This is a genomic window from Pseudomonas sp. WS 5059, from assembly GCF_012985525.1.
Classification (GTDB): domain Bacteria; phylum Pseudomonadota; class Gammaproteobacteria; order Pseudomonadales; family Pseudomonadaceae; genus Aquipseudomonas.
This window is the reverse complement of the sequence record NZ_JAAQWO010000010.1, coordinates 101,915-128,699: the sequence shown is the minus strand read 5'-3', so window position 1 is coordinate 128,699 and position 26,785 is coordinate 101,915. Positions and strand designations below refer to the sequence as shown.

Below are 26,785 nucleotides of genomic sequence, written 5' to 3'. Positions count from 1 at the left end.
GAACTTGAACCAACAGTTACTAGCAAGGATGCAGGTGCGGGGTCTCAGACGGCCCGCCCGGCTATCAGCCTCACACACTGCTAGCCGGTCAGGATGGCAGGTTTGCACGTGACTAGGCATGGCGCGTCTGTAGTTCTGGCGGCTATTTGATTTTTTGGTGTCTGGGCTGCGAAGGTATCCATGTATGTTTCTAAATGAGTTTTTGACCGAGTATGATGACAGTCTTGGCAGTGAACTGAATATTGATCCGTTGGGGTTGCAGGTGATTTGGTCGGCGTTTGGCCAGCAGATTTTTCAGAACCGGATCAGTTCGATTTCCAACGATATCCGCAACTACACCTTGAATCTGTTCAATCACTGGTTGATCAAGAACCTGATTGATGACGACTCGGTCGCGTTAGGCAGCGGTTTGAAAAAAGTCTACGCCGGCAAAAATGATCTCAACTTCAAGCATGCTTGCCTGGTATACCTGGAAAACTTGTACGTCTATAGCGTCATTGCTCATCAAGACACTGCCGACCTGGAAAGCACTGGTGTGCTGGGGATCAGCAAGGCGCGACGCAGGTGGTACGAACGCGGCGGGAACCCACGGCTTACGTTCAGCCATAACAGCGAGGCTCAGGTACTGGTTCGTCAAACCATGCTTGGTGTGAGCGGTCGCTATAAGACTCCTCTGGTGGAGATTGGCTTTTTCAATCGTCAGTATCACTACAGTTTGCCGACGTCCGCACCGCTGTGGAAAAGCGCAGAGGCACTGATCAAGAGTGTCCCGACACTCTCCCGCCTCTATGGCGTACTGCGCCTGCATCTGCGGGAATTGCTGGCGAGCAACAGTGGCGAGCCGAAGCGGGATTTTTCCGACATACCCACGACGCTTAAACTGGCTCTGATTGAAGCCTTTCCTTCTTCGGCGGCTGTCGGCGCCAGGACGTGCGACTTCTGGCTTTCCGTCACAGAGCTGGATCAGGGAGCACCGGGAGCGTTGTACAAGGTGCTCTCACCCGCCAAGAGCGGTGAAGGGCTCAGCAGCGCATCCGCTGCCGCCGTGTTTGAGAAGGCGGTGAAGCACCCGCTGCCGCCAGAAGCGCAGGACAAGCTTGAACACGTGCGGCTGCTTGAGCCTTTACTGGGCGAGCTGGATCTGTTGTTCAACTTAATGCTGGCCGAGAAGTCCCAATCCTTGGAGCAGGCTGAACGACGCTGGGAGGCCCTCGGCCGTAATGCCGCCACCTTGGCATCCTATGCCGCCCCCATTGAAGAGAACGTAGCGATGTCTTCGGTGCTTTCGGCAACCGGTCAATCACGGCTGAATCGCTTGCTGATATTGTCCAGGCAGGGTGACGTACCGACCCAGATATGCGCATTGCTGAACTACCATGCGCAAGTCATGGAAAGCCGCGGGCAGTCGCCGTGGCTGACATTGGTCAATGGCGCGCAGCTCAAGCTACATGTTCGGCCTCGGAGTGAACCGACCCTCGCCGACAGGCCGTTGGGTTGTTGGGTTCATCAGTATTACATTCCCCAGTTTCGTCATTTGCTCGGCGGCTTGCAGGGAGTGGCAGCATGAAGCTGCTCGATGCCTTCAAGCAGCAGTTGGAGGAACTGGGCGAAATACGCCGGGTCTGGCTGACTAGCTTCAACCTGAATATCGGTTTTGTCGAAACTTACCTGCTGCCGGCAGTGCTGGGCATGGATCAGCCACGCAATCGCATGGACTACGAAAGCTTCCAATTGTATCTGGTAGAAAAAGACATTGATTTTCGGATCTTCTGCGACAAACGCATGCTGGGGGCCGAACAATACAAACGTACGGCCATCCATGTTCATTGCGTTTCAGCGCGTGCATTCAGTGAAGACGATGGCTTCACAGACCAGTCTCTATTTCATCCGAAAGTCATCTACCTTGAGAGCAAGTCGGGACAGATGGTGTTAGGCGCGGGCAGTGCCAACCTGACGGTCGGTGGCTGGGGACGCAATCAGGAAGTGTTCACTTTTCATCGGGTCTGCAATGTCGGGCAATACAAACAGATAAAAGCGTTTTTCAATGCATTGATCGAACCGTGGGAGCTGACGTTCGATTGGCCCGACAGACGCTTTGCGAACAACGGTTCCGATTGGCAGTTCGTGCACAGCTTTGACCGAGACACTTTTCTCCATCGACTCATGGCGCAGGACAGGATCACTTCTTTGCAGGTGTGGTCACCGTACCTGGCGGCGGACCTGCCCGATCTGCTGGCTCGACTTCAGCAAGTGTCGGGCAATCCCAAGTTGAAAGTGGCACTGGTCGCAGACCGGCTCGAGGGCCGCTACTTCCGAACGCCTTGGAGCGAAGCACTGGCAACGAGTATTGACGATGAGAGCCTGGCTTTTCATCACAACCCTTCCTTTCGCCATAACCTCGTCGAAATAACTCACGCCAAGGCATGGTTGTTTCGCTCAACCAAGGGGTGCCGCCTGGCGATCGGATCGTGGAATTTCACGCACGCAGGTACCAGCAGTTTCGAGCAGCGCAATATCGAAGCGGGCATCGTACTGAACTACAAGCGCAACGCAGACATGCTTGGAGACCCCATCGATGTCACCGAGGCTGACTTTGCCAGCGACCTGTTGTTGCTAGAGGATAGCCTGACCATTCCAGAGGAACTGCCATTCGACCTGAACGTGCATTACGACTGGAAGAGAGCCTGCTTTACGGTGACGGGACAGTGGTGCGCCAACAAACCCAACAGTAATTATTGGCTGAAGCTGCCGGGTGTGAACGAAGCGATTCCCCTGCACTGGAGGACGCGACGTCAGGGTGGAATCTTTTCGCTTACGCCGATCGAGCGGATTACCCCGGATAATGAGGCAATGCTGGCGGATCACAGCTACAGCATTCTTCTGCGGAACCAGACCCCTCCGGTCTATCGGGGGATTATTGTTGAAAGCGGTCAGTCTTTCCGGCGTGCGCAAGGATTCGAGTCGCTCAAGGATTTGCTCGACAGTTTGGTCACTCAAATTGATCCGCAGAGCGATAACAACACGGTGCTCCGCGCGTGCCTGCGTACAGGTGCCGGGCCGGATGAAGACCTGCCGATACCTTCGGCCTCTATCGAACATGATGCGTTGTCTTATTTCCGACTGTTCCAAGCGATTGAGCATTTTCGGGAGCGCCTGAACACAGTCGCGGAAACGGTACAACTGGAGAAATGGCTTTTCGGCTACCCAGGTTGTCTGCAGGAACTGGCGGCCAAAACGCGCCAACAACTTCAAGGGAGTCAACCCAGCGTGTTCAACTGGTTTCTCGCACAGGAAGTCAATTCGCTTTACGACCAGGCAGTGCGGTCATACCGGAGCTACGAGCGCCGCAAGCCCGCACAGGAATTGTGGTCGACATTGAGAGTGGTGCCGCCAAAATTGCCGCGGGGATTGGAAAAACATCTGGACTATCTTCGCTGCGTCGAACAGGAATGTGACTATGCGCGGCAGTGAGTGGGGGGGCTTGAAGCCAGAACAGGTCGCGGACTGGATCAACTTCGACGCGACTGATCGCGACTGGCATTACGCAAGCAGCGAGCGTATTTCAATGCCGGCGCGTCAGGCCGAAGGTGTCGCTGGTTTGTGGAACAAACTGTCTATGCACAACGTGGCACTGCTGGCCGATGAGGTCGGCATGGGCAAGACGTTTCAGGCGCTAGGTATCATGGCGCTGTTATGGAAACTGAAGCCCTCTGCCCGGGTGCTGGTTATGGCACCCAATCGGGACATTTGCCATCACTGGGCGCGGGAATATGCGGCCTTCCTGCGTGACCACTACCGGGGCGGTGAGCATTTGACCAGCGATGCGCCCGACCGCAGACCGCTACATGAAGCGCAAATGCACTGGCGGCTTGCGGATCTGGCGGAAGCGGTCAGTGAGGGCAGTGGGCAACTTTATCTCACCACGATTTATTCGCTCAGCAACCTGGTTCTGAAATGCGAAAAAGAAGAGGGTGACGTGTTGGCAAAAGCGCAACAAGCCGCGGCCGGCATTCACCGAAAACTCAAGTCATCGCTGGGTGACAAGGGGTTCGATCTAATCGTCGTGGATGAAGCCCATTATTTCCGCAACGCTGATGGAGGGTCACAGCGCGCCAAAGCAGCCCGGAAATTCTTCGGTGAACTGGGCAATCGGCTCGGGCAGAAAGTCTTACTGCTGACCGCTACGCCCAGTCATTCCTCGCTCAAGGATATAGCGGCCATTCTCGGCTATTTCATCGATACTCCGGTCGACGGGCGACAACTAGAGCCTGATGAGCTTCTAACCAAATATGCGTTGCGGCGTCTGCGTCTGATGCAGGGCGCACAAGGCTACCGCAACAAGTACAACTATCGTCATGAAAAAGCCTTGCCGGCAAGCTTCCAGAACAATCCTGAAGCCGAGATGTTCTTCGCGTTGTATCAGAAAAAACTCGTGCAACAACAGGGGCAGGCTGGTAGCAATCGCAGGTTTTTGTACGGCTACCTCGAGGGATTCGAATCCATTGGCACCAAGCTGGATGTCGACGTTATTGATGCTGCACAGGCGGAACAGGATCACTCCACACAGGCATTTTCTGGCGCCCCGGATACGAAGATTCTTAATCATCTAACCCAACTGCACCGTGAGTATTTCCACAGCTATCCCGAGCATCCTAAATACGACGCGCTGATGCGCGAGTGCCAGCCTGAAGATGTTTTTGATACGCGCATCGCCTTGCACGAACACAAGCATCTGGTGTTTGTGCGGCGGATTGCTTCGGTCCGGGAAATCACCCAGCGCTTGAATGCAGCCAGTGACCAGATGCTGGCGCGACGAATTGTCCAGGCCTGGCAACCGGAAGATCAGGAGCGGTTATTAGAGCGGTGGCGGAAGACGGGTTGGTCGCGTAGTTATTTCAATCAGTTTGTCAGGCAGCAGGCATCTGAGGATTTGGGCGATCAGGATCTGCTAGATGAGCAGGATCAAACAGATGTTGCCGATGCTCACGAAAGCGATGAAAAGCTGGCCTCCCGCATTGCTGATCTATTTGTAGTGAAGAAGAACCACAAGGAGCGCAGTACGGACTGCTCGAATTTCAGCTTGCGATTGCGCAAGCCCGAGAGCCTGTTCTCTTTGTTGTTGGAGCCGGCAAGTGACTACCGCCGAGGCGGGTATACGCGGTATGACCGCAAACATGTTGGCGAACGTGATCGCGACGACTACGGTACGGCGGCGCTGCAGGCGCGTCTTGCATCACATCAGGGGGGAGCGAGTAGCAGCGAACTGGGAGATACGGCTGGCCGAACACAAATCGATTACGACAGGCCAATGCCGAGCCTGTGGAGCCTGATGTATGAAGGGCTGCCCGAAACTACGCGTCAGAGACTGGATGTCTGGCTGGACCCCGAGACGGGAAATCGAGGTATTGCCGAAAACTTCGGCAATTATGTGAAAGCAGGCTTCCTGTTTGCTAGCCCCGTAATCATCGAACTCTATAGTTGGTTCACTGAGTTTCGTCGCACCTCTCATGGTGGCGATGCTCAGCAGCGTTACCTTGCTTTTGTCGATTGGATGACACCGCGCCTTCCAAGTTCGCTGATCCGGAAGTACTTCATCGCGGCCCTGGATTCTTTCGAGCAAATATGTGAAAAAATTACCGATCATGCGCTGGCGGACTGGCAGAAAGATTGGCGCACTCTCACCAGTCTGCAAAGCCCTGCCTGGTTCGCCAGTGGTCAGTCAGGTAACCGGCAGCGGCTGATTCTTGGCTTCAACAGTCCTTTTTATCCAAACGTGCTAGTGGCCACTTCGGTATTCCAGGAAGGTGTGAATCTGCATCTGCAATGCCGCAAGGTGCATCACTATGGTATCGCTTGGACGCCTGGTGACAACGAGCAGCGAGTAGGCCGTGTGGATCGGCTGTTCGGTCGAATAAACCGGCAGTTGCAAGAGAAAGGAGAGGCTGAACTGGCGATTCACTATCCCTATCTCACACGTTCGTTCGACCAGGAGCAATTAGCCTCATTCGTATTACTCAAGCATGCGGTCGAGACGCGTATGGATGCCTGCCGTCATACCGAGTTCAACGACGAGATCGATCTGCGTAATGTGACGGACGATTGGGAACAGTACCTGCGCAAACCGGTTGGGGGCATGCATACCGATGACCCATTTCCTGCGTGTTTTGAAGATAGGTTTCTGCCAAAAAAAGCCTACCTGCCGCGTGTGTGAATCCTCTCGGCAATCCTTCAAAGGTTTTTAATTGCATTAGTTGCCCCTCTTCACTAGGCAGGGGGCAGGAAGGTGTGTTGGCCGGACGCTTATGCGTCCGGGTATCACACCTTGCGTGATTAAAGCGTTTGCCACTTATACGGCAGCAACTGATCTATTTCATGATGGTTTCTTAGGGAATTGTAAGACCTTTTGATGGCCGTTAGCTGGATTTGAGTTACTTGTTCTCGAACTGGAAGTTCGAAGTCGAAGGTCCAGCACTCTATCTTTGCTGCTTGTTGAAAAATAGTCTTTAGGTAAGTTGCATAGTCTCTCAAGCCTAGCGGTGGGTAGACCTAATTCGTTCCTCAGCTGATCCTTTGATAGGATTTTGTTTTCCACAAGCATTTGTACGCTGCGTGAAAGGAGTTTTGGCTGTTCAAAAGGTATTGAGTCGTCCAGTGGTTCTGACTTAACCCATCCTCGAGCTGACCTAGCTTTCCAAAGTCTTATACCTGCGTCAGGGGAAACCAGCTCCAGATCAATGCACCTCTTTATCATTGAGGCAATTGAAACATTCCATCGGGGTTTCATTGAGTGGAAAGTATCCAGCGTCGCGTAGCTGACTTCGTGACTAAAGCTCTCCGCGGGCATTAGAAATGCGCTCGCAAAACGGTGAGCCTGTCTCTCGATTAAGTCATAATGACTCAAATATTGCTCATTAGAAATTTTGCTATGGAGTACGATATGTCCAAGCTCGTGAGCAGCGTCAAACCGATTCCGGATGGGAGCGGCCTTGTCTGCGGCAAGGAGTACATAAGGGCGGCTATCAACTAACGACCATTTCGAAATTCCATCCATTTTTACATATCCGATCTCGTCCCTTGCTACAACAACCCCTGATTTCTCAAGTGTGTGGACGACATCTTTTATCGGTCCATTTCCGAGGCCCCATTTTTTTCGAAAGTTGGTGGCAAGCCGCTCAATGTCAGAATCATCAATCAGGCGTGCGTCATCTCCCTCGAAAAGTGGGATGTCGACAGGCGGAAATTCTAAGGCCTCCTGAAGTTTGTATGATATCTCCTCAAGCCAGTTCAGACGAACTCGCCCGATTTCCCAAGACGACTTATGAGTGCTCACCTGGCTTCTATAAAAGCTGGGATTGGTTTTATGGCCCTGAACGGGAGCTTCCAGTAGCCATTTTTCTGTTGTGAAAAATATCTCGCAAAGGCGGTTGAAGCTCTGAGCTGATGGGCAGCTGTCGCCTTTTTCCCACTTCGATATATTGCCGGCCGCGCACTCCAGCTTTTCAGCTAGTTCGGTCTGCGTCATATCAGCAGAAAGGCGGAGCTGTTTCAGGCGTTCAGGTTTAAAACCTTGAATACCTATGCGCATGATACATGTACCTCATATAACGCTATTGATCATCTTCTGAATCAGTCTTTTCTTCTTCACTCCGCATCCGAATACGGAGTTTTGGCCATACGGAATCACCAGACTCATCATCATCAGCTTCGTCTTCGTAGCTCAACAGAAGTTCCTGAACCGTGCACCATAAGTGGAACTTATCTAGATTGTTGGCATAAGGCACTGCAATCATCAGCCCTTGCGGCTTCGATTGGTCCAGGGTGCTTTTGGTAGCGGGTGACAAAGGAGCTATGATGAGATTCAGGCTATCCGTGGCCAGCTTACCTAGCAGATCCTGGCCTTCGAACAGGTCTGGATTTCTCTGGAGGTGCTCCAGATACGCGTTCAATCTCGAATTCTTAAGCCGACCTTTTGAGGGGCGGATTTTCTTCCGCCATGGTACGACCGATGCGGTGATGAGTGTACTGCCTGCTCTAAGCAGGGCAAATTGTTCCCCGTTGTGGGATGCGGAGACACAGCTACCTTGCCAAGAGCTCTGACCGATCAACACGTCCTGCACGAAGAAATTTCGATCTTGTGCGAGCTTTCGGTGTGTTGGAAGGTTCCGAAGACCTTTGCTCTGCTCAAAAGCACGCTCATACGCCCGGTTGACGGCGTCCACGAGCTCCTCAACCTGGCCCTTTGAGGCCTCGGTTCTCAAAAAACGCAGAATATCTTGCTTAAGTGACATTAGGCTCTCCGAGCGCTGATCTTCTTAAAGCGGAATTTATCACTAATTTTCTTCCTTTAGAAGAGGCGGTGTAGTCGTCGGAAACTAGCACGACCTTTTTCTGTGGGCTTGGTCTTGGCTTGATTGATCAGAGATACCAACACACCCTGCGCAACCAGTTGATTCATGGCGGTGCAACCTGGGATAGCAGCGTCAGCCGGGCGGATTGTGCGAAATTGCTCAGCAAATTGGTCCCGCTGGTGATTGTGCTGATGCTCGATAACCCACGCACGCTCTGGGGAGACGCCTGTTACCCGGTGGTCAGGATCTAGTTCTTTGGGTTTGAACATTTTTGTACATAGACATGTTCAGTGTCCATGCGGGCCCATATCTCGCCGTAACTTGCTATCGCATCGAAACGACTTTCAGGCCTCTGGTTCCTTGAATGGCTGAAACTGAAAGGCTGCCAGTAGCAGCATGCTGAATGTGCTCGCTCCACCAGATCATCATAGGGCGTCTTCTCTCTATGTAATCCGCACGATTGTAGGCGCTGCGCACCTCATCTTTGTCCACGTGGGCAAGTGCTACCTCGATCAGCTCCGGGTCCCATCCCTGTTCGTTCAAGATAGTACTGGCCATGGAGCGCATGCCGTGGCTGACCAATCGACCTTCAAAGCCCATTCGTTTCAGGGCCATGTTTGCTGTCTGGCTGTTGCAATGATCTCGTGGGTCTCTGTCGGCCGGGAACACGTACTCTCTGTGGCCGCTGTAGGGCTTGATCGTCTCTAGCAGAGCAAGCGCGTGTTCGGTCAGTGGAATGACGTGAGCGCGTCGCTTCTTCATACGCTCCGCTGGAATCGTCCAGATTTTCTTGTCGAGGTCGATGTCAGCCCAGGAAGTCGTCGCGGCTTCCGCAGGGCGGGTCATGGTGTGAAGTTGCCATTCGATCAGGCAGCGCGTTGTTCTTTTTATGCTCGCATTGGCAATGGCGACCATCAGTTCCGGCAGCTCTTCAGGACGAAGGGCGGCCATGTTCTGCTTTTTCGGCTTTTTGAAAACAGCCCGGATGCCACTGAGTGGATTGGCAAAGATCATTCCCGAGTTCACGCCGTAGGTCATGATCTCGTTGAGTCGTTGGGTCAGCCGCTTCACCGTCTCCAGACTACCTTTCGTTTCCAAAGGGCGCAGCAGCTCGATGACCACCGGGGCATTGATCTGCGAGATAGGTGTTGTTCTCAGCGATGGAAAGACATGCAGCGTGAGCGAGCGCCAGATGTCCTCGGCATAAGCCTGAGTGACCGAATCCTTTTTTAGTTCAAACCAGGCAGATGCCACGTTCTCGAACGTGTGCTCGGTTGCTTGCCTTTTTGTCTCCTCCAACTCGCTACGTTGTTCTTTCGGGTCGATGCCCTGGGCGAGAAGCTCTCTGGCTTCGACTGTCTTCTTCCTGGCCTGCGCAAGTGAAAGCTCTGGATAGGTACCGAGGCCCATATTGATGCGGTTTTTGGTAATTGGCTGGCGGTAGTTGAAGTTCCATAGCGTAGAGCCATTGATCCTCACGCGCAGCTGTAAGCCGTCTCCATCGCTGAGGACGTAGTCCTTGTCTTTCGGCTTTACCGCTTTGAGCTGGCGGTCAGAGAGGCGGGTTGCTTGGGCGCACATGAGGTATTCCATGACATCAATTGGTATTCCAAAAATTACCACTGCAGGGCTTGGAATACCATCTGGAATACCAGGTGGCGTGGATTGTGCCGGACATCCATGGACGCTAATAGACCCTAAAGCCTTGATTTTGCTAGATTTAAGGCACAAAAAAAGACGTCCGTGGACGTCTTTAGATGTAAAGTTGGTGGAGCCGGGGGGATTTGAACCCCCGTCTAGGCTATATATCCCATAGCCTGCAGCGACGAGGCTGTCATAAAGCTGGCATTTCCATTCGCAGCGATTCATGAGTGGTACCGCTATGGTATGCTTTTGCCATCACTCGTAACGGAATACAGTCATGGCTTACCTCGTAATTATCCTTGTAGCCTTTTTTTCAAAAGGCTTTTTCAATAGCAAATTGTGTCGCGGGGAGTATGGTTTTTTTAAGACCTATTTCTTGTATGGCGGGATTGGTGCCTTCGCTATTTATTTTGGGGTGATGTTGGTATTTGGTTACTCTGCATTAAAAAATGACGAGGGCACCGGTCATTACGCCTTACTTTCTACCGCGCGCTTAGCATTATTCTGTCTCGCCATTTATCTGACAGGTATTGGCATGGCAGTTTATAGAATAAAGAGCAGGAGCGAGTTTTCTCCGCTGATGAACCTTTATGTTGTGATTATTCTTATTGCTTTTGCTCTTCTTATTCCTTCAGCACTAATTATGGCACCCGTGTATTTTGCTGTTTATGCGGCGGCTATATTTGCTTTATACAAGCTTCGCTGGAACAGCATTTTTATGGAAAAGCTAATCTAAGGAATTATTTTTGAAGTTGGCACCCGCTCGCTCGTACTGACGAGCCACAAGTTTTCTGCCTTGGAACCGGCAGCAGTATCTGCGGCCGGCATCCATCTTCCGTAGACGCGCGCGATCATGGTCCAATCAGTGTGGCCCATCTGTTTCGCGACCCACATAGGGTGCTCTCCAGCAGATAGCATCATCGAGGCATAGGTGTGCCTTGTCTGGTACGGTCGCCGGTACCGAACGCCGGCCTTCTTCATCGCGGGCACCCACATCGTTTTCCGGATCGGTCCGTCGCCGGTCCATCGGTCAAGGGTGCGGGGATTTTGAAAGACTTCAGCATCCGCCAAGAACGTGTGCGCCTTTTGCGCCTTCAATGCCTCCAGCGCGGGCCTCAACAACTTTACGCTTCGGCGCCCGGCAACGGTCTTCGTTGTCTCCGCCTTCCCCTTGCCTGCCTGGGTCATCGCTCGGCTCACCATGATCTCTTCGCGCAGCCAATCGATATCGCCCCAGTTCAGCGCCACTAGCTCGCTAGTGCGAAGGCCGGTCCATAGGGCGAACTGCATCATGTTGCGAGCCTGGCCGGAGAGGGCGCCCAGCACAGCCTGCTGCTCCTCTGGACTGAAGGGGTCGACATCATCCTCTTTCGGCGGCGCCGCCTTGCGCGAGTAGGTCCAGCCGGCCAGCGGGTTCAACTCGATCAACTCCTCCTCGGCAGCATCGTTGAGCGCGGAGCGCAGGCAACTCTGGATATTGCTGAGCGTCTTGTTGCTCACTTCCAGGGTGTCCAGCCAGTCGCGTACTGCCTTTCGTTTCAGGTCCACGAGCATGGTATCGCCAAGGGCCGGGATCAGGCGCAGCGTGACAAGCTTCCTGTATCCGTCGAAGGTGCTGCTGGCGACGTGCTTTTCCTTTGCCGTCAGCCACCCGGTCAAGAAACCATTGACCGTTTCTCGGGATGCTTCGGGCGCAAACTTCGACGCTCTGGGCGAGCCTGGGAAGGTCACCGCATAGTCGAAGGTACCGATAGATATCGCGTGCTCAATCGCCGCCTTGTGCTGCTCGGCCTTCTTCAGGTTAGTGGCGGTGGGCTTGAGCGTGATCCGCTCGCGGCACCTGACGCCCCGATACATGAACGTGATTTCGATACTCGTATCGGAGACTGCCCGAACTCCCCTCCCGCCTCTACCCATGATTCATAACCCTCTACGTCGAGAAGCGTCCGGCCATCCGGCGCCTTGATCCATATCTCACCGAGCCGCCAGATGCCGTCACGGATCTTTGAGCGGATCGCGTCTTCTGTGTAGCCAGACTCACTGGCAAATTTCCTGACGGTCACATAGCGCATACCTTCACCGCTCTTCGTGTCGCGACACGTTTTCGTTGTGCGTGTTTTGTGTCGCGACCTTCACGTACAGACCGCCACGCTCCACGCAAAATGCGCCCTCCAATCGGAGCACTACCTTCAGCCTGGGCTGACACGTACCGGCCTCGTACTTGCAAATCATGCTCGCGTTGACGCCGAGGTTTTCAGCAAGGTCGCGCTGGGTGGTGCCGGCTCTTGCCCGAAGCAGTGCCAGTTTCTCACCGTCGAAAAGTGGCTTATTGCTCATGGCTAGCTCCTGTTTACCGGAGGCAGCGCAGGCTTCGATTCAATGAAGCTGCTGGCGCCGTTCTCTCCGCCGATGTGGCGGAAGTAATCGATCTCTACCTTGGCGCTCTCGATCAACACGCGGCTGATGTCGGAGACGGATTGCGCCCTGGATACTTCCTTGGCCAAGTTCTCGTCAGTTGCTTCGCGCACCGCTTCAAGCTGCGCAAAAAGGTGGTCCCGCAGATCGCTCAGTTTGTTCTTCATGACTTCTTCCTCTTGATCTCTTTTTTGATTTCGTTCTGCAGGTGCAGGATGTCGACAATCTCTTCGGGGAGGTGCCGGTAGTTCGGGCAGCTTCGAACAACGTGTTCGCTGAATGTGCGCAGACGCAAGTTCTGTAGGTCCACGTTCTTCAGGTTTCCGTCTTTGGCGACGACGAGTAAGCCTTCGGGAATTGGCCCGTTCGCCTGCTCCCATACATGAATGTGTAGAGCGATCCAAACATCAGGGCTTGCAACTTTTAAGAGCGTTCTATCTCCGCTATTGCGAGTTGACCCTATAGGCTTTTCCCAAAGCTCTTTTCCGTAGCGCTCCATTCCGATCTTCATGCTGGCGCAACCAACTTCACGCAGATACTTCTGGCTCTTTCCAACACCGAGAAGGTGAGCGCGAGTGATTATTGAGCTGTAGGTCCGACCTGGCAGATGCTCCGCCAAAGTGTCAGGATCGCTATCCGCATAGAGGCTCCGGAGTGTGGCGTCCTCTGTTTCGGTCCAGTGCCTACGCTTACGCCCGCCGAGGTTTTGGCGCATGAACTACTCCGCCTCCTGGCCGGAGTCAGTCGCCACATGCAGGTTCAGATTAAAGCGACACTCCTGGGCCAGGCGCATCAGTTCGCCGATCTTGGTCTGATCGTCCTGCAGCATCTGGCCCAGGCGGACCAAGCGGGAGCCGAGGTTGGCCAGCTCGCCGGCACGGTTACGGTGCGTCACTACTCTTGCTCCGCTGCTCATAGCTGGAACCTCTCATCTTGTGGGAGCGGGGTGGCGATGACGGGGCCATTCTCGCTAGGTGAAACCGCCAAAGAGGCCCGCGCCGCCTCGCTTTCAGGGGTGGCGATGGCAGTGTCCTGCTGTAGGAGCGAACTGTCCGGCAAGCAACTGATGCCGCCTTTATTGATGCCTGAGTAAAGCCAGCAGGTTGCGCCGCGCTCGGCGTCGTGAAAGACGGTGACGTTGAATGGCAAGCCCTCGGCAGTGGCCTGGCCAACTATCAGCACCAGGGCAATCGCGATCAGTCGATGCATGGGTGCAACTCCTCCAGGCGGGCCAGGCGCATTTCGTCGTCGACGTTTTTGTCCAGGTCGTGTCCGAAGAAGACAGTGTCATCACGCGCAACACACAGAGCGGTATCGATATCGGTTACGCGATTGCGGTCGCGCAGCCACTGATATCGGCGCGCATCGGCGATCATGTGTACGTGCGTGTCGATATTGAACGGCTCGGCGGGGAGGCGGGTGCTGGAAGGGATTCCAATCACGCTCAACGCCAGACACGCCGAAGCGATCAACCAAACGGACACGCCAAAGAAACCAGCAACAACTTCAAACTCTGATGAACTCCCAATTAGGTTTGGCGCAAAGTGAATCAGCCAGACACCCGAAATAGTGATATAGGAAAGCGTCACTGTCAGGATTAAGAAAAGCCGTGTGGGTGTAACTCGCATAGACTTCATTTGCTTTCTCCGGGCAAGCCAGTAGCCCGCCGATATATGGCAATCAATTAGAGTTGGTTAATGCTCTTCTATTAGGAAGCTTTGAGCAGTCCGGTTTTTCGTTTACCTTCGCGTCGCACGAAAGCTGTTACGCCGCACAGCTTTGCTTGAGCATCCGCGTGTTCCCGGCATTTTTCTTCTGATAGCTCGTCATAGCGGATATTGCGAATTGCACCGGCCAGCTTGCCAAGTTCTTGCTTAACCTTTCCAAATGCCGAATGCCACGCGAATTCAACTTGCTCATTTGGCTCGACAACTTCATAGCCGGCGCCGCGAACATTGCGAAGAACCAACTTATGTTCTTCTAATAGTTCCTGGCGCAGAGCGTCCATGCTGGCGAGGAAGTCCAGTTGGTAAGACTTGAACTCTTCGATGTTCTTCGGCTCTTGCAAGTGAAACGATTCCTGCAGCCAGGCCATGCTCACCAGATCGCCGTACTTGAATTGCTCTGCGATATCTTTTGCGGCCTGGCGCCATTCCGGGTGAAGTGTCGTCTTGGTCATTCAATCACCTCCACATTGAAGCGCCCGAATGCACCACCTTTCTCTGGGCGGTAATCGCAGAGACCAACGAACAGGCCCGCGTTCTCAGCGGCACGGATCACGTCTTCGCGCTCGATCATTTCGGGGGAGTACATAATCTCAACAGTGGTGGCCCAGTCCGAAAACTTCGGTCGGTACCGGATAATCCTGGAGGTGCCGACCACTACGCTGCGCGCATCAACGAAACGAGGATTTGCGAACATCTTTTCTTGGTCTCGCGGCCCGGTGTACTCGAGCTTGCAGCGGTCATCAAGCACCAGCACCGCACGCTTGAATGCCGCGCCCAGGCGTTGGATTTTTGCCGCCCCAACCAGCGCAGACTTGATGTTCTGGCCTGGCAGGAACGGACCCAGCTCCGTGTCGTGATAGAGCGCGCCCAGCCACTCAGACTTGGCAATGTCGGCGTGGTCCTCATCCAGCTTTTTGCGCTTGCTGGTCAGCACTTTGTGACCCTTGGTCGCTTCGTCCAACGGATTGGCGAACCGGTCGCTGTGCATCAGCAGCGGCGACTGGCCAATGAGTTTGAGTTTGATCGTCTGCATTTTCCGCACCCTGCCTTGATGATTGTTTCACTGCACTGATCACCTGATGGTGACCAGTACGCTGATACATCCAGCCCATGCCTAACCTCGCCCGGCCAGGCCCAGCCTCGCCTAACCCGACCTTACGGCGCCTTGCGATGCTTTCGCATCGCACAGAGCTCTCAGTGAAAGCCCTGTACGCTGCTTTGCAGCCCATGCATTGCCAAGCCATGCCCAGCCCAGCCGTACAACGGCCCGCCCGACCACGTGATGCTTTCGCACCGGACAGCGCCCTCGCAAAGGCGCTCGCCGCTGCCTCGGCGGTTATGCGACAAAAACGCCGTCGTGCTGATCGCTACCCTTTTGGTTATTAGGCGTTTGTGCGGGGGTCGAAAAGGCAATCAGCCCCTGAGTCAATGACGCCACAACCAAATCTCGAAGGGTGCGGCAACCCATTTTGAATCTGGCATTTTCGAGGCCTTTCTCGATTGCCTTTGGCGACACGCCCATCTCTTTGGCAATCTCCTTCATCGTCAAGCCACCAGCGGCCAGTAACGTCGCCTCCATCTCTCGCACGGCAAGACCCCGGCCGAGAAAGCCAGTCCATGTGCCGTTGCTGGTAGTGGTGGTGATCATGGTCGAGATCCTTGTTTGTCGTTGTGGCGCTGCTTGATGAGCGCCGATGGGTTTAATTTAGAAAACTAAACGTGATCTGTCAATCGGATTGATTAGAAAACTAAACTTTAAATGCTGCATCGGTCTTGCTCAGGAAGCTTTCAGTTTGAGAGGGCATGAGATAACCTGCGATTTAACTGTATGCATATACAGCTAATTTGGGAGGTGTATACGTGGCTAAGAAGCAGTCTAAACCGGCAGTACGACAAGAAATGAGCGGTGTAGAGCGCCTGGGGTTGCGCGTCTCATCGATGATCAATCACCCAGTCGCCCAGGCGCAGCGCTGGGTGGTGATCCATCGCCTGGATACTGACGGGGATCGGGAGTGGGAAGAAGTGCTGGGCGTGATCGCAGATACGGAGGAGCTTGAGCTGACGCTCAACGATGACGGTAGCGTAACGGTGAGGTGGGAACCTATCCTGCTTGAGGATCGACCAGCAGAGTACGCCGACGAACAGCAAGAGGAGCCCGCGCCTTTCTGATGAATGTTGGTCCGGCTAAATTTTTCTGTACGCGTGACTTTAGCAGTGCTTTAATCGTCTCATTAGCAAAGGGAAAATTCACTTCGTGGATTCCATCCCCCAGCTTCACTCTAAATGGGTTGCGACTACGCGGCCGGCGCTAGGCCCCTGAGACTTTGACTCAGGGGCCTTTCGCTTTTCTGGGTCAGGGGAAAACCTTCTTCCCGTATCGACCAATCTTCTTCTTCAGGATCTCATAAGCCCGATTGGGCTGGTCTGGTCGAAGGACCGACAGCCCTATAGGTCTAGCTGTCAGGTCCGCAAGCTGGAGCCCTACAGAATTCGTTTTTTTGTCCGCGATGCAAATTTCGAACGGATATTTCTTCGATCCCCAGTTGGCGCCGTCGCACACGCGCCTGAAGGCTAGCTCAAGGTCGGCATCTTCTTTGCCTCCGCGAGCTTCAAACACAAAATGAGTTTCTTTTTGGTGATCGCCAAGACCAAGGAGATGCTTGTAAATGCGCTCCAGCCCAAACTGCATGGCCAGGTGATAAGGGTGCTCTGGTTCAGCGTAGCGGGCTTTATGGCGCTTCTTCTCTATAACAACGGCGAAGATGTCGAACTCGCTCTCGTCCATGATTTGCGAAAGGCGATCAAGGAGGTCCTCCCTATCTTCCTTACCCATTTTTGAAAATCGCCCTTTTTTCCGGACGATTTCGGACTCATGAAAAACCACATGGTCGTGGCCAAAAAGGTCGAACTTCAGTCGATTTACTTTTGGCGAGAGCGCGTCTATGTACTCGTCTTTATGAATCAAGCAGAAGGTCAGGGCGAAGATCGGATAGTTCTCATCGATCGACTCAAGACTGTGGTCACCGCTTTCGTCAACAAATACCACCCAGTCACTTCGAGCCATCCTTTGCGCCTCCCCGGCGCGAAATGCAGCTTGTAAATTAGTTTTAATTTGGCGTTAGACCAGGTGGGCATTCCATACAAGCAGTACCCGGGCCAGGATGTGCGTGTCGTCGACACGAATATCCTCGGGATCGTGGTGCTTGTTGTCCGAGATCATCTTGAAGCGGTCCCTGCCTTTCTTTTGCAAGCGCTTCACGTACAGCATCTCGTCATGGGAGAAGAGGTAGATACCGTCGCCCGTGAACTCCCGGATCGTAATATCTACGAGCAGCGGGTCGCGGTCTTTGATCGTCGGCGCCATAGACTGGCCCCACCCGGTGATCATCTTCAGGTGGAAGTGTTCTTTGAACGTGATGCCCAGATCACGCAGATGCTTTGGACTGACTCGAACGTCTTGAAGCATTTCCGGATAATCATGCGGTATTTGTCCCCCGCCCATGGCGGCACGCACGTCGTAGTGGGCAATCCACACCTCGTCGCCGACCTGGCCAGGACGAGAGAAGTCAGCGGCGATGACGTTGCTCTTCTCTTCGACCGCAGCGAGAAGACGTGATCGAGCCTCATCGGGCAGCCCCTTACCCGCTTTTGAGGAAAGCATCTGAGCGACTATGTCCGCAGCAGTTGTCGGGGAGCTATGGCTCTCGGCAGGCGATTGGGTGTCGGGAGATCCCGTTCCTTCCGACAGCCAATCAGGCGAGCAATCAAGCACTCGCGCTAGGGAAAGCAGATTTTTCCCCTTGGCGCCATTGGTTCCACTCACCCAAAAGCTGACCGTGGCTTTAGATACGCCAGTCAGCTTGCTGATGTCAGTTGCGCTGAGGTTCAGCGCCCTCATGCGCGCGGTTACGCGATCTTTGAATTCCATATTTAGGATTCTAAACAATTGGTAGTTTAGATAACTTGCCATGTCGTGTTAAGGTATCTAAACTCGGCTCAGATACCGGAGCGAAACCATGACTTATGAACAAGCGCTGAATTATTTCGGCACCGGCCGCGCTATCGGAGACGTTCTCGGAGTTACGGGTAGTCGCGTTTCTCAGTGCCGAGCAGCCGGAGGATTCTCATATCCGATGCAGTGCGTCCTAGAAAAAGAGTCTAGCGGAGCGGTAATTGCCAGTCGTGAAGATGACCCTTTCCACGCCAATAAAACTACGGCCGCCTGATGTTTTTGTCGGCCCGAGAGGAAGGATCCATATGAACCCATCCAATCAGCAAAACCTAGCCAGTCGGCCAGGCCTTGCCTCGACCTTGGATCAAATGATGCGCCCTTTCTTGCCGGCCGGTAACTCGGTTGAAACCTATGTGAATCCAACCAGTACCGCGGAGGACACCCCATGAAACCCTGCCAAACCTCCCAGTTTTTGCTGTCTGGCTGAGTTTTCTCCAGGCAACAAAAAACCCGCTTGCCGGCGGGTTCTCTTAATCCACTCCTTGCCGGGAGTGGCTTGTATCTCATCGCTTGAAGGAGCGAGAAAATGTCACACCCGAAAAATAGCACCACCCCAACCGCAGTGCAACCCCAGTCACTGACTGAAGCTATGCCGATTCACCTGCTAGACGCTGATAGCCCGAAATCCGGGCTTCTTCAGGTATGCAGCGGCAAACCCACAAGCGAGGCGCTTTTCCTAGCCTCGACCCTTATGGGGTCGGCGCTCGAAATCATGAATCGTCTGACAGATGGCGGAATGGGTACGAATGAAGTCTTTGGTGTTCGCTTCCTGATCGAATCGTCTGCCGCCTTGGTTGATGCATCCGCTCAAGGTATTGAATTCGGCGATATCCAAGGCGGTACCCAATGACGACCTCAACTCGCTCCGCGCTCGAAATCGCCAGTACAGGTGCAGATGATCTGTACACAGCGCTGGACTACCTCAACAACATCCACGCCATCTTCGTCTTAATGCTTAAAACCTTTCCTGAAGATAGTACCGCCCACGCCTTTGCTCAACTTGGAATTGCCGAGACCAACGATAGGTCGATGACGGTTTTGCAGTGGGCGGAGTGCATGGTCGACGAGCTTGGCGATCTGGCAGAAGGCGCTCCAGGCGCTTTGCTCGCGGCCAGTCCGGTCTCGGAGGTGGGTCATGAGTAAGCCATCCAGGTTCGCAGCCACGCTCGCTAACCGACTGGATGAGTCGCTGCTGGCTATCTGCGCTCTTTCCAAAATCCTAATCCATAACGGCACTTACAAGAACGAGGCTTCTGGTGCAGATAACCCGCCTCAGCTCGACTTGATCGGTGAGGACGGAATTCAAAACGCCATCAAGCTCATCGCCGAGATGGCTCATCGCGATATGTGCGAGCTGTCGACTGACTTGGACATTCCTTATGAGTAAGCCAATCCCGAAATCAAAGCGCCCGCTCCCCAAAAGCAAGCAGGTCGGCCTCCGGGCGAAGCTGGAAGTTAAGGACGCTTGGAATCGTCTCCCTTTCGTCGGTAGCGATCACAGCAAGTTTCATTCGAATTGGGATGTTCCGCTCACCGGCGGCTTCTTCGGCGGCATCGAGGTTGGGCGAGTCGCTGCCCGCATGCTCATGAAGTACCTGCGCGACGAGCGCCAAAACCCTTGCAGGTTGGGCAGCAGCAGTCTGCAAAGCGTTTTCGCCTCCATGGATAACAAGAACCCTACCACCGAAGAGGAGATGCGATCCCTGCAAGGCCAGCGTACGGGCTTCATCAGCGAGATTGCCTATTGGCTTGAGTCCGCCGCTGAGAGGCTCGGATCGAGCTTCGACGAGATTCCTGTGCGCTCCTTTGTCCAGATGGCAAATGAGAGCCTGGAGTGTACGGACGAGGCTTTCCATGCCGCCATCAATTCGAAGGTGAATCCATGACCATCGCCAAATTCCCAGGCGGCGATGCCGTCATCACCATCCACAACACCCGACTGGCCATCGTCGAGTATCTCGGCCAGCGTGTTGTCACGCTCGCGATGATCGACCAGGTGCATGAGCGTCCAGAAGGAACGGCCGGCCGGAATCTCCGCGAGCATCGTGAGCGCTTCGTTTTGGGACGAGATTATTTCGAGCTCACTGCCGACGAAATTCGTCGTCAGTCGATGGGTGAGGTTTTTCCTCCACGCACCCCTAAGGGGATTCTGCTCACTGAGCGCGGTTACATGCTGCTGACCAAGCCATTCAATGATGACTTGGCCTGGGAGGTTCAGTCACGTCTCGTCGACGATTACTTCTCGCCAGCTAAGGCACCGGCACTGCCACAGGATTTGCCCGCCGCACTTCGCCTGGCCGCTGACCTGGCAGAGGAAAAAGCTGTGCTGGCCCTCGAAAACCAGCAGCAGGCCAAGAAGATCGAGGCGCTGGAAAACCTGTTCATGCCCGGCGAGACGGTCCCGCAGTTCGCTAAGCGCCTCAACGGCGTCAACTCCCAGCAGATGCTGGCGTATCTCATCGAAATCAAGTGGGTGTTCAACGCCGAACGCGACCCCGACAGCTCGCCAAAGTACCGGGTTTACGCCGTTCCGCGCGACAAGCTCTGGCTGACAGAGAAGCCAATCACGATCCGCGGCGAAGGGATTTTGCCGTTTATCAAATACACGCCGGTGATGCTGGAGGAGGGCGCCCGCCGGCTGCACGACATGTACCTCGCCGAGAAGCTGCCCATGAAACAGACCTGGGACGGCAAATTCACAGTTAGCAAATTCACTTCGGAGTCACCCCTATGAGCAAGAAAATCACCTACGAAGAACTCATGGGGCAGATCGCCGATGCTGCGGTGAGTTACCAGCAGGCCGAGACCCAGCGCAACAGCCTGCGCCGCGAGCTGAATGCCCTCTACAAGACCTACTTCACTGCCTACGGGCACCCATACCCCAATGAGCCGCGCAAGCGTATCGACCCCGAGGATGAACGGTTCGGTGGCGTGCTGCGATTTACCGATGCAGCGTTTCAGCGCTGGCTCGCGGCTCGCTATCTGACCACCAGCACCAAACGCAAAATGCGGACGCTGATCCAGCGCCTGGAGCGTGCCCAATGACCAACGTTATCGATTTTCCGCCAGTGCAACCAATGGAAACTATCGACCAGGCCTACTTCGAAAAATACACCGACGCAGCCCTGATCCTTAAGTGCTTCGAGGTCGTGAAGGACGCTATCGAGTTCATCAACGAAGATGGCGTTTTCCATATCCACATGCAGGACGATACCCACGTCAACTTCATTGAGGCGTTCTGGGCTCTGAAGGTGCTGTTTCATCGTGAGACGGGCGCTGATGCGATCAAGGTCTCCGAAGACCACCTGGAGGCAATGAGACGCCATTTGTTTGATGGCGTGGATTTGCCACAGATGTCCATTCCTGTTGCGAGCGCGGGTTTTGATCCGCTACCCCCGGAAGCGTTCGAGTACCGTTCGGATTTGGAGCTTGTTCGTTCTGGTCTCAACTACGCGACCAAGGTTCAGGAGACGCTGCTGAAGGTTTCCCCTGGCGCGCTCGATATGGCTACCGCTCGGGTTTTCGCCATCGACGCCACCACCGCCATGCACGTCTTGAAGCAGCGCCTTGCCGGTTACGCGCCAGGTGATGCCTCGGCAGCGGTGATACGCACCACAGCCAGCGGGGAGACTTTGCAATGACCAACCTCAACCCATCTGACCTGCTGGAACTGGTCGACGTGAAACCCGAGCCAGAGCTGCCGCCGAACTGGTTGAACGTAGTCGCTCACAAGAAGCTTGGCCAGCCACCGGAATGGCGCTGGTGCAAATTCGAGATGATCGGCGACACCGACGACTGTGTGCTCGAGGGCGGTATTCCTCGACTGCTACAGAGTGGCAAGCGCAAGGGGCAGCCGACTTGGCGTGATTGCGATCTGATCAAGTGCGTTGTCACCAAGGCCGAGTATGAGCAAGCAAAGGCCGACTACGAGCTTGAAACCGGGAAGTGCAATGCCTGTGCGGGCTCCGGTCTGTGGCTGTCCGGCTGGAGCGCTGACGCTGGTAACCGGTTTAAGCCGTGCCCGCGCTGCAATGCCACTGGCAAAGCCTCGGAGGTGCGCCCATGACCACAATCAACCCTAATGCCCCCCCCCAGGAGCTCCGTACAGCGCCGGTGATAGCCGGCCCCTGGCCCAACTATTCCAATTGCCGCCATCTGCCGGAGCGCGACCGCTGGGAGGTTTATGGCCTTGCCAAGGCTGGCCGTGCAGCGCTGGAAGACAGGGGCATCGTCATGGATGAGCCCTACGACCAGTTCATTGCCCGCGTGACAGAGGAGCTGAATATCTGATGGCCCGTATTCGCTCTATCAAGCCGGAGTTCTGGACCAGTGAGCAGGTAATGGAGTGCCAGCCTTTGGCGCGCCTGCTGTTCATTGGGATCTGGAACTTCTGCGATGACGGTGGCAACCATCCAGCATCTGAGAAAACCATCAAGGCCCAGGTCTTTCCGGGTGACGACATAGATTCGACGACTATTCGACTACTCCTCGAGGAGCTATCGAAGAATGGTCTGTTGTCGTTCTACGACGACTCCGGGCGCACCTATCTTCACGTTAACGGATGGCACCACCAGAAGATCGACAAGAAGACATTCAAGTTTCCTCGGTTCCCGGGTGCGGAGAATCCTGAGTCTCCCGAAAAATCACAGGGTCGCAAATCAGCCCCAGTAAAACCGGGGGCTTCGGGTGATGCCGTTGACAACCAGTCGGAGAGCAGCGGCGTAGAAGTCGTCGAGGGCTCGTCGAGCGGTAGCCGAGCCTTCACCCCCGGAGAGGATGTAGATGTAGATGTAGATACAGAGAGGAGAGGAGAAGAGCAGGTCGTCGCTAACGCTCCATCCCCTGCCCAGGGTGAATCGACAGCGGATAAGAAATCCAAGCGCGGTACACGACTGCCCGAAGACTGGGCTATCCCCGGTGACTGGTTAGCATGGGCAAAAAGCGAGCGAACCGAGCTTGACGACCGGATGCTCAAGGATATGGCGGATTCGTTCAGGGATTACTGGGTCAGCAAGTCGGGTGCAAATGCCACGAAGCGGGACTGGGAGGCCACCTGGCGCAACTGGGTGCGCAATCAGCGCATCGGCAACCAGCGGGCCAGCCCAGGCACCGCCCAATCGAACTACACCGACCTCGACAAAATTGACCACACCGAAGGGCTTGTTCGCCAGCCTGACGGGACGTACCGAGTAGCCAAGCCATGACCCCATCGAACATCTTGAGAACCGAAACCGCGCAGTGCCGTGAACACGGCGAATACAAAAACCACCTGATCGAGTCGTTCTCTGGTGGCCACTTCTGGCAAGGCTGCACTCGTTGCCAGTTTGACGCATACCACTCGACCGACGAAGAGGCCGGCAAGGCGGCTGCGAGCTTGCGTAGAGAGCGACAGCTAAATCTGACACTCCTGGCCTCGGGTATTCCTCCTCGCTTCCGTGAGGCGACTCTGGAGAGCTACCTGACCACCACCAATCCCGAACAGCAGGCGATTGCCCTGCGCCAATGCCAGGACTATGCGGCGGGCTTTGAGGATCACTGGCGGGTTGGTCGCTCGATGATGCTGCTGGGGGCTGTGGGTACGGGCAAAACGCACCTGGGCTGTGCGGTGGCGCAGAGTGTTATCCGCAGTTTCGGAGCGCCTGCCCTGTACACGTCGGCGCTGGACATCATCCGGGATATCAAATCGACTTTCAGCAAGGATTCAGAGCTGTCGGAACGTGAGATATACGCCGCTCTACGGGCGCCAGATTTGCTGGTGATCGACGAGGTGGGGGTCCAGCACGGTAGCGACTTCGAGCGCCAGGTGCTGTTCGAGGTGATCAACGACCGCTACAAGAACCTCGATCCAACCATCGTGATTTCGAATTTGAGCATTCAGGGGCTACGCCAGTGTCTGGGGGATCGTGCCGTGGATCGTCTCTCGGATGCTGACGGGCCTACGGTCTTGTTCAACTGGGCTTCGGCACGGGGTGCTGCATGAATCAGGACGAAAAATACTACCGCCTTGAGTCGGAGCACGGCGTCTTGGGCGCGATCATGATTGCCTCGCTCAAGGAGGACGCTGGGATGGTGGCGGAAATCGTTTCGCAGATGAAGTCAGGAGACTTTTGGCACCAGGACAACGCGGCGCTGTTTGACGTGATCCACGACTGTCTTGATCGCGACACCCCAGTGGACGCCGTGACGCTGGGAGGTATCCAGCGCTATTTGCCGAGCGGCAAGACCACGCTGGAATACACGATTGATCTGTGCCGCAACGTCCCCTCGGCGGCCAACTGGAAAACGTACGCTCGCCAGGTCAAGCAATGGGCGCTTATTCGTCAGTTCCGTGACTTCGGGCGGATTGTTGATGGTGGTGTTGACGATGAATTGCCTGCGGACGACATCCTGGATGCGTGCCTTCTGGCGCAGGCGGATCTGCGCGACCTGCAGAGCGGCGGGAAGGCCGGATACAAGCGGATGGCCGAAGTACTGCCGAAGGTTTTCGACGGTATGCAGGAGGTGCTGGATGATCGTGCACCGCCGAAGCTTTCCACAGGTCTTGTGGACCTGGACAAGCTGATTGGCTTCCTTCGCCCCAAGTCCATGGTGGTGATCGCCGGCCGGCCAGGTAGCGGCAAGACCATGCTGGGATTGCAGATCGTTAACCACATCGCCATTCGCGGCAATGGGGTTGGCCTGATCATCTCCTTGGAGATGGGCGAGGAGGAGTTGACCGTACGCACCATCGCCTCCCAGGGCGGGATCGATCTTCGCCGGATGGAGGAGGTCAAGTGCCTGGGGGAGGAAGAGTGGAACCGGATCGGTATCGCCGGAACGAAGATCGAAGGCGCCCAACTGTACCTGAACGACACACCCGGTCTGACGATGCCCGCGATTCGATCTGAGGCGTTGAAGCTTAAACGCGAGGTTGGGCTCGATATCCTGATGGTGGATTACCTGGGTCTTGTGGGGGCGGACGGCAGGACCATGAACCGCGCCGAGGCCGTGGGCAAGATATCTATCGCCATGAAGAACCTGAGTAAGGAGCTGGGTATCCCGGTGCTGGTGCTGGCGCAACTCAACCGGAACCCTGCGAGTCGCCCCGGAAAGAAACCCCAGGCCAGCGACCTGCGTGATTCCGGCCAGATCGAGCAGGACGCCGACGCGGTGATTCTGGTGCATCACGATCCTGAATCGGAGATGGGCCAGCAGGGCGTTACCGAGTTGATTCTGGACAAGGGGCGTCAGGCCCCGCCGGGGTCGTGCTTGGTTCAGCGTCAGGGGCAGTTTGCGCGATTTGTCAATTTCGCCGGTCGAGAGCCAACGCAGGAGGAGGTCGAGGCAAACCGCCCACTCGCCAGCAAGTATAAGGGGAGGAGGAACGATGAGAAGTTTTAATCTGATTGATCGTTTGCTGGGGCGGAAGCCAGAGATCGAGAAGGCCTATGCAGCAGCGCTGCGTGGTGAGGCTTTCACGCTAGAGCCCGGCATGAAGATTATCGAAGTTCCTCGGCATCCCGAAGCAGAACGCATCGCCGCGTCGATCCGTGACTATCCCGAGGATTGGGCTTGGACGATGAAGGGCTACAAGCTGATCCACACCCCAAGCGGTTTTGTTCTGTGGGTGGCGAATAAAGACTACGGCCTGGCCGAGGTCTACAGCAACGGAGGGAAGGGCGACTTCTCTAAGCCTGAGCAAGAGATCATCTGGCCGGCGGTCGAGGGCTGGCTGGCGCGGCACAAGGTCGGGTTCACCGGGCGTCCAGTTAAGCCGCGAATCCGCTATTTTCGGGCGCGCTACTTTTGCGAATCGTCGGAGCATCCATGGCGTGGTTTTGGGCATACCGCCGATGAAGCCTACCAGTCCTGGCTTGCTGCTGTGTCTGCCCAGTACCGAGAGAGAATCCCAAAGAACGTAGTGTTGACCGTATGGAGTGCCGCAAATGAGTGACGTAACGGCGGCATTGCCGCGCAAGAGTTTGACGCAGGTCGAACGAGAACTTCTTCGACAAGGTAATCGTCTGTTGCTGGACAAGCCCAACGGGAGGATCGGTGCCGCTGCCCTGATGGACCTTGTAACCGACTGGGTGTGCTCTCGGGCGACAACCGGGCTTCTGCAATTCGGGCCAGCCTGGATCGCCCAGGGCGGCGCCAAGAACAAGATCGCTGACAAGCTGCTCCGTGAGCTGTTTGGCATGGACGAACCTACCCCGAGGAAAGCGGCATGAAGAAGCGAACGTATATCGACAAGCCTCTGGGCGATACCGAGTACCTGTTGGAGCAGTGGGGTAGTTGGCGGATGGATGGCATGGGCGTGCCTCGGTACGTCTCGCCCACCTATGGAGCAGCCCCATGCGGCGGAGGCAAGGAGTACGTCCTTACCGACGACATGGCGCTAGTCGTCGACAGCGCTGTAGCCAAGCTGACCCGTCGCGACCAGCGCATGGGTGACTTCGTATGGCTTTACTTCGGAGCGAAGTGGACGATGGTGAGGGTCGCTGAGTCGGCCCGGATATCTGAGCGTTCAGCCCGGGAGGCGATCAAGATAGGCGTGGGCTGGATCGATGGCGTCCTGGAGGAAATCAGAACCGCCGCATAAAGTTCTTTCATGCCGGATAAACACCTGTTTTCATGGCAACGTGTTCAGCTTTTCAAGC

35 protein-coding genes and 1 pseudogene are annotated in these 26,785 nt (G+C 55.2%); 21 read left to right on the top strand and 15 right to left on the bottom strand.

Annotated features, from left to right (window positions below; all coding sequences use genetic code 11):
* The first annotated feature begins 184 nt into the window (after window positions 1-184).
* The 3 genes from HBO12_RS25825 to HBO12_RS25815 are packed head-to-tail and all read left to right on the top strand — an operon-like array spanning window position 185 to window position 6,211.
* Window positions 185-1,567: a hypothetical protein gene (locus HBO12_RS25825; RefSeq protein ID WP_170043633.1), complete on the top strand. Its 1,383-nt coding sequence runs from the start codon at window positions 185-187 to the stop codon at window positions 1,565-1,567.
* The gene (locus HBO12_RS25820) at window positions 1,564-3,471 is read left to right on the top strand and encodes a phospholipase D-like domain-containing protein (RefSeq protein ID WP_170043632.1); all 1,908 of its coding nucleotides are present in this window, start codon (window positions 1,564-1,566) and stop codon (window positions 3,469-3,471) included. Before HBO12_RS25825 ends, HBO12_RS25820 begins: the two co-directional genes overlap by 4 nt.
* On the top strand, window positions 3,458-6,211 hold the full coding sequence (locus HBO12_RS25815; protein ID WP_170043631.1) for a DEAD/DEAH box helicase: 2,754 nt from the start codon (window positions 3,458-3,460) through the stop codon (window positions 6,209-6,211). The genes HBO12_RS25820 and HBO12_RS25815 overlap by 14 nt, the downstream gene beginning before the upstream one ends.
* A 159-nt stretch (window positions 6,212-6,370) precedes the next feature.
* Here the strand turns inward: HBO12_RS25815 and HBO12_RS25810 are convergent, their stop codons facing one another.
* Both HBO12_RS25810 and HBO12_RS25805 read right to left on the bottom strand, forming a co-directional pair.
* Complete coding sequence (locus HBO12_RS25810) at window positions 6,371-7,585, bottom strand: helix-turn-helix domain-containing protein (protein WP_170043630.1); 1,215 nt, start codon at window positions 7,583-7,585, stop codon at window positions 6,371-6,373.
* Between the two features lie 22 nt (window positions 7,586-7,607).
* Window positions 7,608-8,288 (bottom strand): hypothetical protein, encoded by a 681-nt coding sequence (locus tag HBO12_RS25805; RefSeq protein WP_170043629.1) that lies wholly within the window; start codon window positions 8,286-8,288, stop codon window positions 7,608-7,610.
* A 113-nt stretch (window positions 8,289-8,401) separates the two neighbouring features.
* Between HBO12_RS25805 and HBO12_RS25800 the strand changes: the two are divergent.
* A pseudogene (locus HBO12_RS25800) lies at window positions 8,402-8,599 on the top strand (hypothetical protein); the annotation flags it as partial.
* Between the two features lie 73 nt (window positions 8,600-8,672).
* On the opposite strand, the gene HBO12_RS25795 reads toward HBO12_RS25800, so the two are convergent.
* Complete coding sequence (locus HBO12_RS25795) at window positions 8,673-9,929, bottom strand: integrase domain-containing protein (RefSeq protein WP_170043628.1); 1,257 nt, start codon at window positions 9,927-9,929, stop codon at window positions 8,673-8,675.
* A gap of 340 nt (window positions 9,930-10,269) precedes the next feature.
* Between HBO12_RS25795 and HBO12_RS25790 the strand changes: the two genes are divergently transcribed.
* Window positions 10,270-10,728 (top strand): hypothetical protein, encoded by a 459-nt coding sequence (locus HBO12_RS25790; RefSeq protein ID WP_170043627.1) that lies wholly within the window; start codon window positions 10,270-10,272, stop codon window positions 10,726-10,728.
* Here HBO12_RS25790 and HBO12_RS25785 read toward each other — a convergent pair.
* The 10 genes from HBO12_RS25785 to HBO12_RS25740 form a co-directional block, all read right to left on the bottom strand.
* Window positions 10,725-11,909, bottom strand: a complete 1,185-nt coding sequence (locus tag HBO12_RS25785; RefSeq protein WP_170043626.1) for an Arm DNA-binding domain-containing protein — start codon at window positions 11,907-11,909, stop codon at window positions 10,725-10,727. The genes HBO12_RS25790 and HBO12_RS25785 overlap by 4 nt on opposite strands.
* A 159-nt stretch (window positions 11,910-12,068) precedes the next feature.
* Window positions 12,069-12,329 carry a helix-turn-helix domain-containing protein gene (locus HBO12_RS25780; protein ID WP_170043625.1) on the bottom strand — a complete coding sequence of 87 codons (261 nt, stop codon included), beginning with the start codon at window positions 12,327-12,329 and terminating at the stop codon, window positions 12,069-12,071.
* Window positions 12,330-12,331: 2 nt separating this feature from the next.
* Window positions 12,332-12,574, bottom strand: coding sequence for a hypothetical protein (locus HBO12_RS25775; protein ID WP_170043624.1), 243 nt, complete (start codon window positions 12,572-12,574; stop codon window positions 12,332-12,334).
* Complete coding sequence (locus HBO12_RS25770; RefSeq protein WP_170043623.1) at window positions 12,571-13,122, bottom strand: HNH endonuclease signature motif containing protein; 552 nt, start codon at window positions 13,120-13,122, stop codon at window positions 12,571-12,573. The genes HBO12_RS25775 and HBO12_RS25770 overlap by 4 nt, the downstream gene beginning before the upstream one ends.
* A 3-nt stretch (window positions 13,123-13,125) precedes the next feature.
* The gene (locus HBO12_RS25765) at window positions 13,126-13,302 is read right to left on the bottom strand and encodes a hypothetical protein (RefSeq protein ID WP_170043622.1); all 177 of its coding nucleotides are present in this window, start codon (window positions 13,300-13,302) and stop codon (window positions 13,126-13,128) included.
* Window positions 13,303-13,319: 17 nt separating this feature from the next.
* On the bottom strand, window positions 13,320-13,616 hold the full coding sequence (locus HBO12_RS25760; protein ID WP_170043621.1) for a hypothetical protein: 297 nt from the start codon (window positions 13,614-13,616) through the stop codon (window positions 13,320-13,322).
* The gene (locus HBO12_RS25755) at window positions 13,604-14,044 is read right to left on the bottom strand and encodes a hypothetical protein (RefSeq protein ID WP_170043620.1); all 441 of its coding nucleotides are present in this window, start codon (window positions 14,042-14,044) and stop codon (window positions 13,604-13,606) included. Before HBO12_RS25755 ends, HBO12_RS25760 begins: the two co-directional genes overlap by 13 nt.
* A 71-nt stretch (window positions 14,045-14,115) precedes the next feature.
* Complete coding sequence (locus HBO12_RS25750; protein ID WP_170043619.1) at window positions 14,116-14,586, bottom strand: hypothetical protein; 471 nt, start codon at window positions 14,584-14,586, stop codon at window positions 14,116-14,118.
* On the bottom strand, window positions 14,583-15,167 hold the full coding sequence (locus tag HBO12_RS25745) for a hypothetical protein (protein WP_170043618.1): 585 nt from the start codon (window positions 15,165-15,167) through the stop codon (window positions 14,583-14,585). Before HBO12_RS25745 ends, HBO12_RS25750 begins: the two co-directional genes overlap by 4 nt.
* Before the next feature lie 303 nt (window positions 15,168-15,470).
* On the bottom strand, window positions 15,471-15,782 hold the full coding sequence (locus HBO12_RS25740) for a helix-turn-helix transcriptional regulator (protein ID WP_170043617.1): 312 nt from the start codon (window positions 15,780-15,782) through the stop codon (window positions 15,471-15,473).
* Between the two features lie 251 nt (window positions 15,783-16,033).
* Here HBO12_RS25740 and HBO12_RS25735 point away from each other — a divergent pair, with 251 nt between their 5' ends.
* Window positions 16,034-16,303 (top strand): DUF1654 domain-containing protein, encoded by a 270-nt coding sequence (locus HBO12_RS25735; RefSeq protein ID WP_170043616.1) that lies wholly within the window; start codon window positions 16,034-16,036, stop codon window positions 16,301-16,303.
* A 184-nt stretch (window positions 16,304-16,487) separates the two neighbouring features.
* On the opposite strand, the gene HBO12_RS25730 is transcribed toward HBO12_RS25735, so the two are convergent.
* A complete protein-coding gene (locus HBO12_RS25730) occupies window positions 16,488-17,198 on the bottom strand; it encodes a DUF3800 domain-containing protein (RefSeq protein ID WP_170043615.1) in 711 nt (236 codons plus the stop codon).
* 54 nt (window positions 17,199-17,252) lie between these two features.
* A complete protein-coding gene (locus HBO12_RS25725) occupies window positions 17,253-18,062 on the bottom strand; it encodes a S24 family peptidase (RefSeq protein ID WP_170043614.1) in 810 nt (269 codons plus the stop codon).
* A gap of 610 nt (window positions 18,063-18,672) precedes the next feature.
* Here HBO12_RS25725 and HBO12_RS25720 point away from each other — a divergent pair.
* From HBO12_RS25720 to HBO12_RS25650, 15 genes are read left to right on the top strand one after another with little or no spacing between them, the layout of a single operon-like run.
* On the top strand, window positions 18,673-18,996 hold the full coding sequence (locus HBO12_RS25720) for a hypothetical protein (RefSeq protein WP_170043613.1): 324 nt from the start codon (window positions 18,673-18,675) through the stop codon (window positions 18,994-18,996).
* Window positions 18,993-19,289: a hypothetical protein gene (locus tag HBO12_RS25715; protein WP_170043612.1), complete on the top strand. Its 297-nt coding sequence runs from the start codon at window positions 18,993-18,995 to the stop codon at window positions 19,287-19,289. The genes HBO12_RS25720 and HBO12_RS25715 overlap by 4 nt, the downstream gene beginning before the upstream one ends.
* Window positions 19,282-19,533: a hypothetical protein gene (locus tag HBO12_RS25710; protein WP_170043611.1), complete on the top strand. Its 252-nt coding sequence runs from the start codon at window positions 19,282-19,284 to the stop codon at window positions 19,531-19,533. Before HBO12_RS25715 ends, HBO12_RS25710 begins: the two co-directional genes overlap by 8 nt.
* Complete coding sequence (locus HBO12_RS25705; protein WP_170043610.1) at window positions 19,526-20,032, top strand: hypothetical protein; 507 nt, start codon at window positions 19,526-19,528, stop codon at window positions 20,030-20,032. Before HBO12_RS25710 ends, HBO12_RS25705 begins: the two co-directional genes overlap by 8 nt.
* Window positions 20,029-20,880 (top strand): ORF6N domain-containing protein, encoded by an 852-nt coding sequence (locus HBO12_RS25700; protein WP_170043609.1) that lies wholly within the window; start codon window positions 20,029-20,031, stop codon window positions 20,878-20,880. The genes HBO12_RS25705 and HBO12_RS25700 overlap by 4 nt, the downstream gene beginning before the upstream one ends.
* A complete protein-coding gene (locus HBO12_RS25695; protein WP_170043608.1) occupies window positions 20,877-21,191 on the top strand; it encodes a hypothetical protein in 315 nt (104 codons plus the stop codon). Before HBO12_RS25700 ends, HBO12_RS25695 begins: the two co-directional genes overlap by 4 nt.
* Window positions 21,188-21,787 (top strand): hypothetical protein, encoded by a 600-nt coding sequence (locus HBO12_RS25690; RefSeq protein ID WP_170043607.1) that lies wholly within the window; start codon window positions 21,188-21,190, stop codon window positions 21,785-21,787. The genes HBO12_RS25695 and HBO12_RS25690 overlap by 4 nt, the downstream gene beginning before the upstream one ends.
* Complete coding sequence (locus tag HBO12_RS25685; protein WP_170043606.1) at window positions 21,784-22,212, top strand: hypothetical protein; 429 nt, start codon at window positions 21,784-21,786, stop codon at window positions 22,210-22,212. Before HBO12_RS25690 ends, HBO12_RS25685 begins: the two co-directional genes overlap by 4 nt.
* Window positions 22,209-22,436, top strand: coding sequence for a hypothetical protein (locus tag HBO12_RS25680; protein WP_170043605.1), 228 nt, complete (start codon window positions 22,209-22,211; stop codon window positions 22,434-22,436). The genes HBO12_RS25685 and HBO12_RS25680 overlap by 4 nt, the downstream gene beginning before the upstream one ends.
* On the top strand, window positions 22,436-23,350 hold the full coding sequence (locus HBO12_RS28510; protein WP_262377081.1) for a hypothetical protein: 915 nt from the start codon (window positions 22,436-22,438) through the stop codon (window positions 23,348-23,350). Before HBO12_RS25680 ends, HBO12_RS28510 begins: the two co-directional genes overlap by 1 nt.
* Window positions 23,347-24,126 carry an ATP-binding protein gene (locus HBO12_RS25670; RefSeq protein ID WP_170043604.1) on the top strand — a complete coding sequence of 260 codons (780 nt, stop codon included), beginning with the start codon at window positions 23,347-23,349 and terminating at the stop codon, window positions 24,124-24,126. Before HBO12_RS28510 ends, HBO12_RS25670 begins: the two co-directional genes overlap by 4 nt.
* Window positions 24,123-25,526: a replicative DNA helicase gene (locus tag HBO12_RS25665; RefSeq protein ID WP_170043603.1), complete on the top strand. Its 1,404-nt coding sequence runs from the start codon at window positions 24,123-24,125 to the stop codon at window positions 25,524-25,526. The genes HBO12_RS25670 and HBO12_RS25665 overlap by 4 nt, the downstream gene beginning before the upstream one ends.
* On the top strand, window positions 25,513-26,079 hold the full coding sequence (locus HBO12_RS25660; protein WP_170043602.1) for a hypothetical protein: 567 nt from the start codon (window positions 25,513-25,515) through the stop codon (window positions 26,077-26,079). The genes HBO12_RS25665 and HBO12_RS25660 overlap by 14 nt, the downstream gene beginning before the upstream one ends.
* Entirely contained in the window at window positions 26,072-26,356 is a 285-nt protein-coding gene (locus tag HBO12_RS25655; RefSeq protein WP_170043601.1) for a hypothetical protein, read from the top strand. Before HBO12_RS25660 ends, HBO12_RS25655 begins: the two co-directional genes overlap by 8 nt.
* Window positions 26,353-26,727 (top strand): antiterminator Q family protein, encoded by a 375-nt coding sequence (locus HBO12_RS25650; RefSeq protein ID WP_170043600.1) that lies wholly within the window; start codon window positions 26,353-26,355, stop codon window positions 26,725-26,727. The genes HBO12_RS25655 and HBO12_RS25650 overlap by 4 nt, the downstream gene beginning before the upstream one ends.
* Window positions 26,728-26,785: the final 58 nt, after the last annotated feature.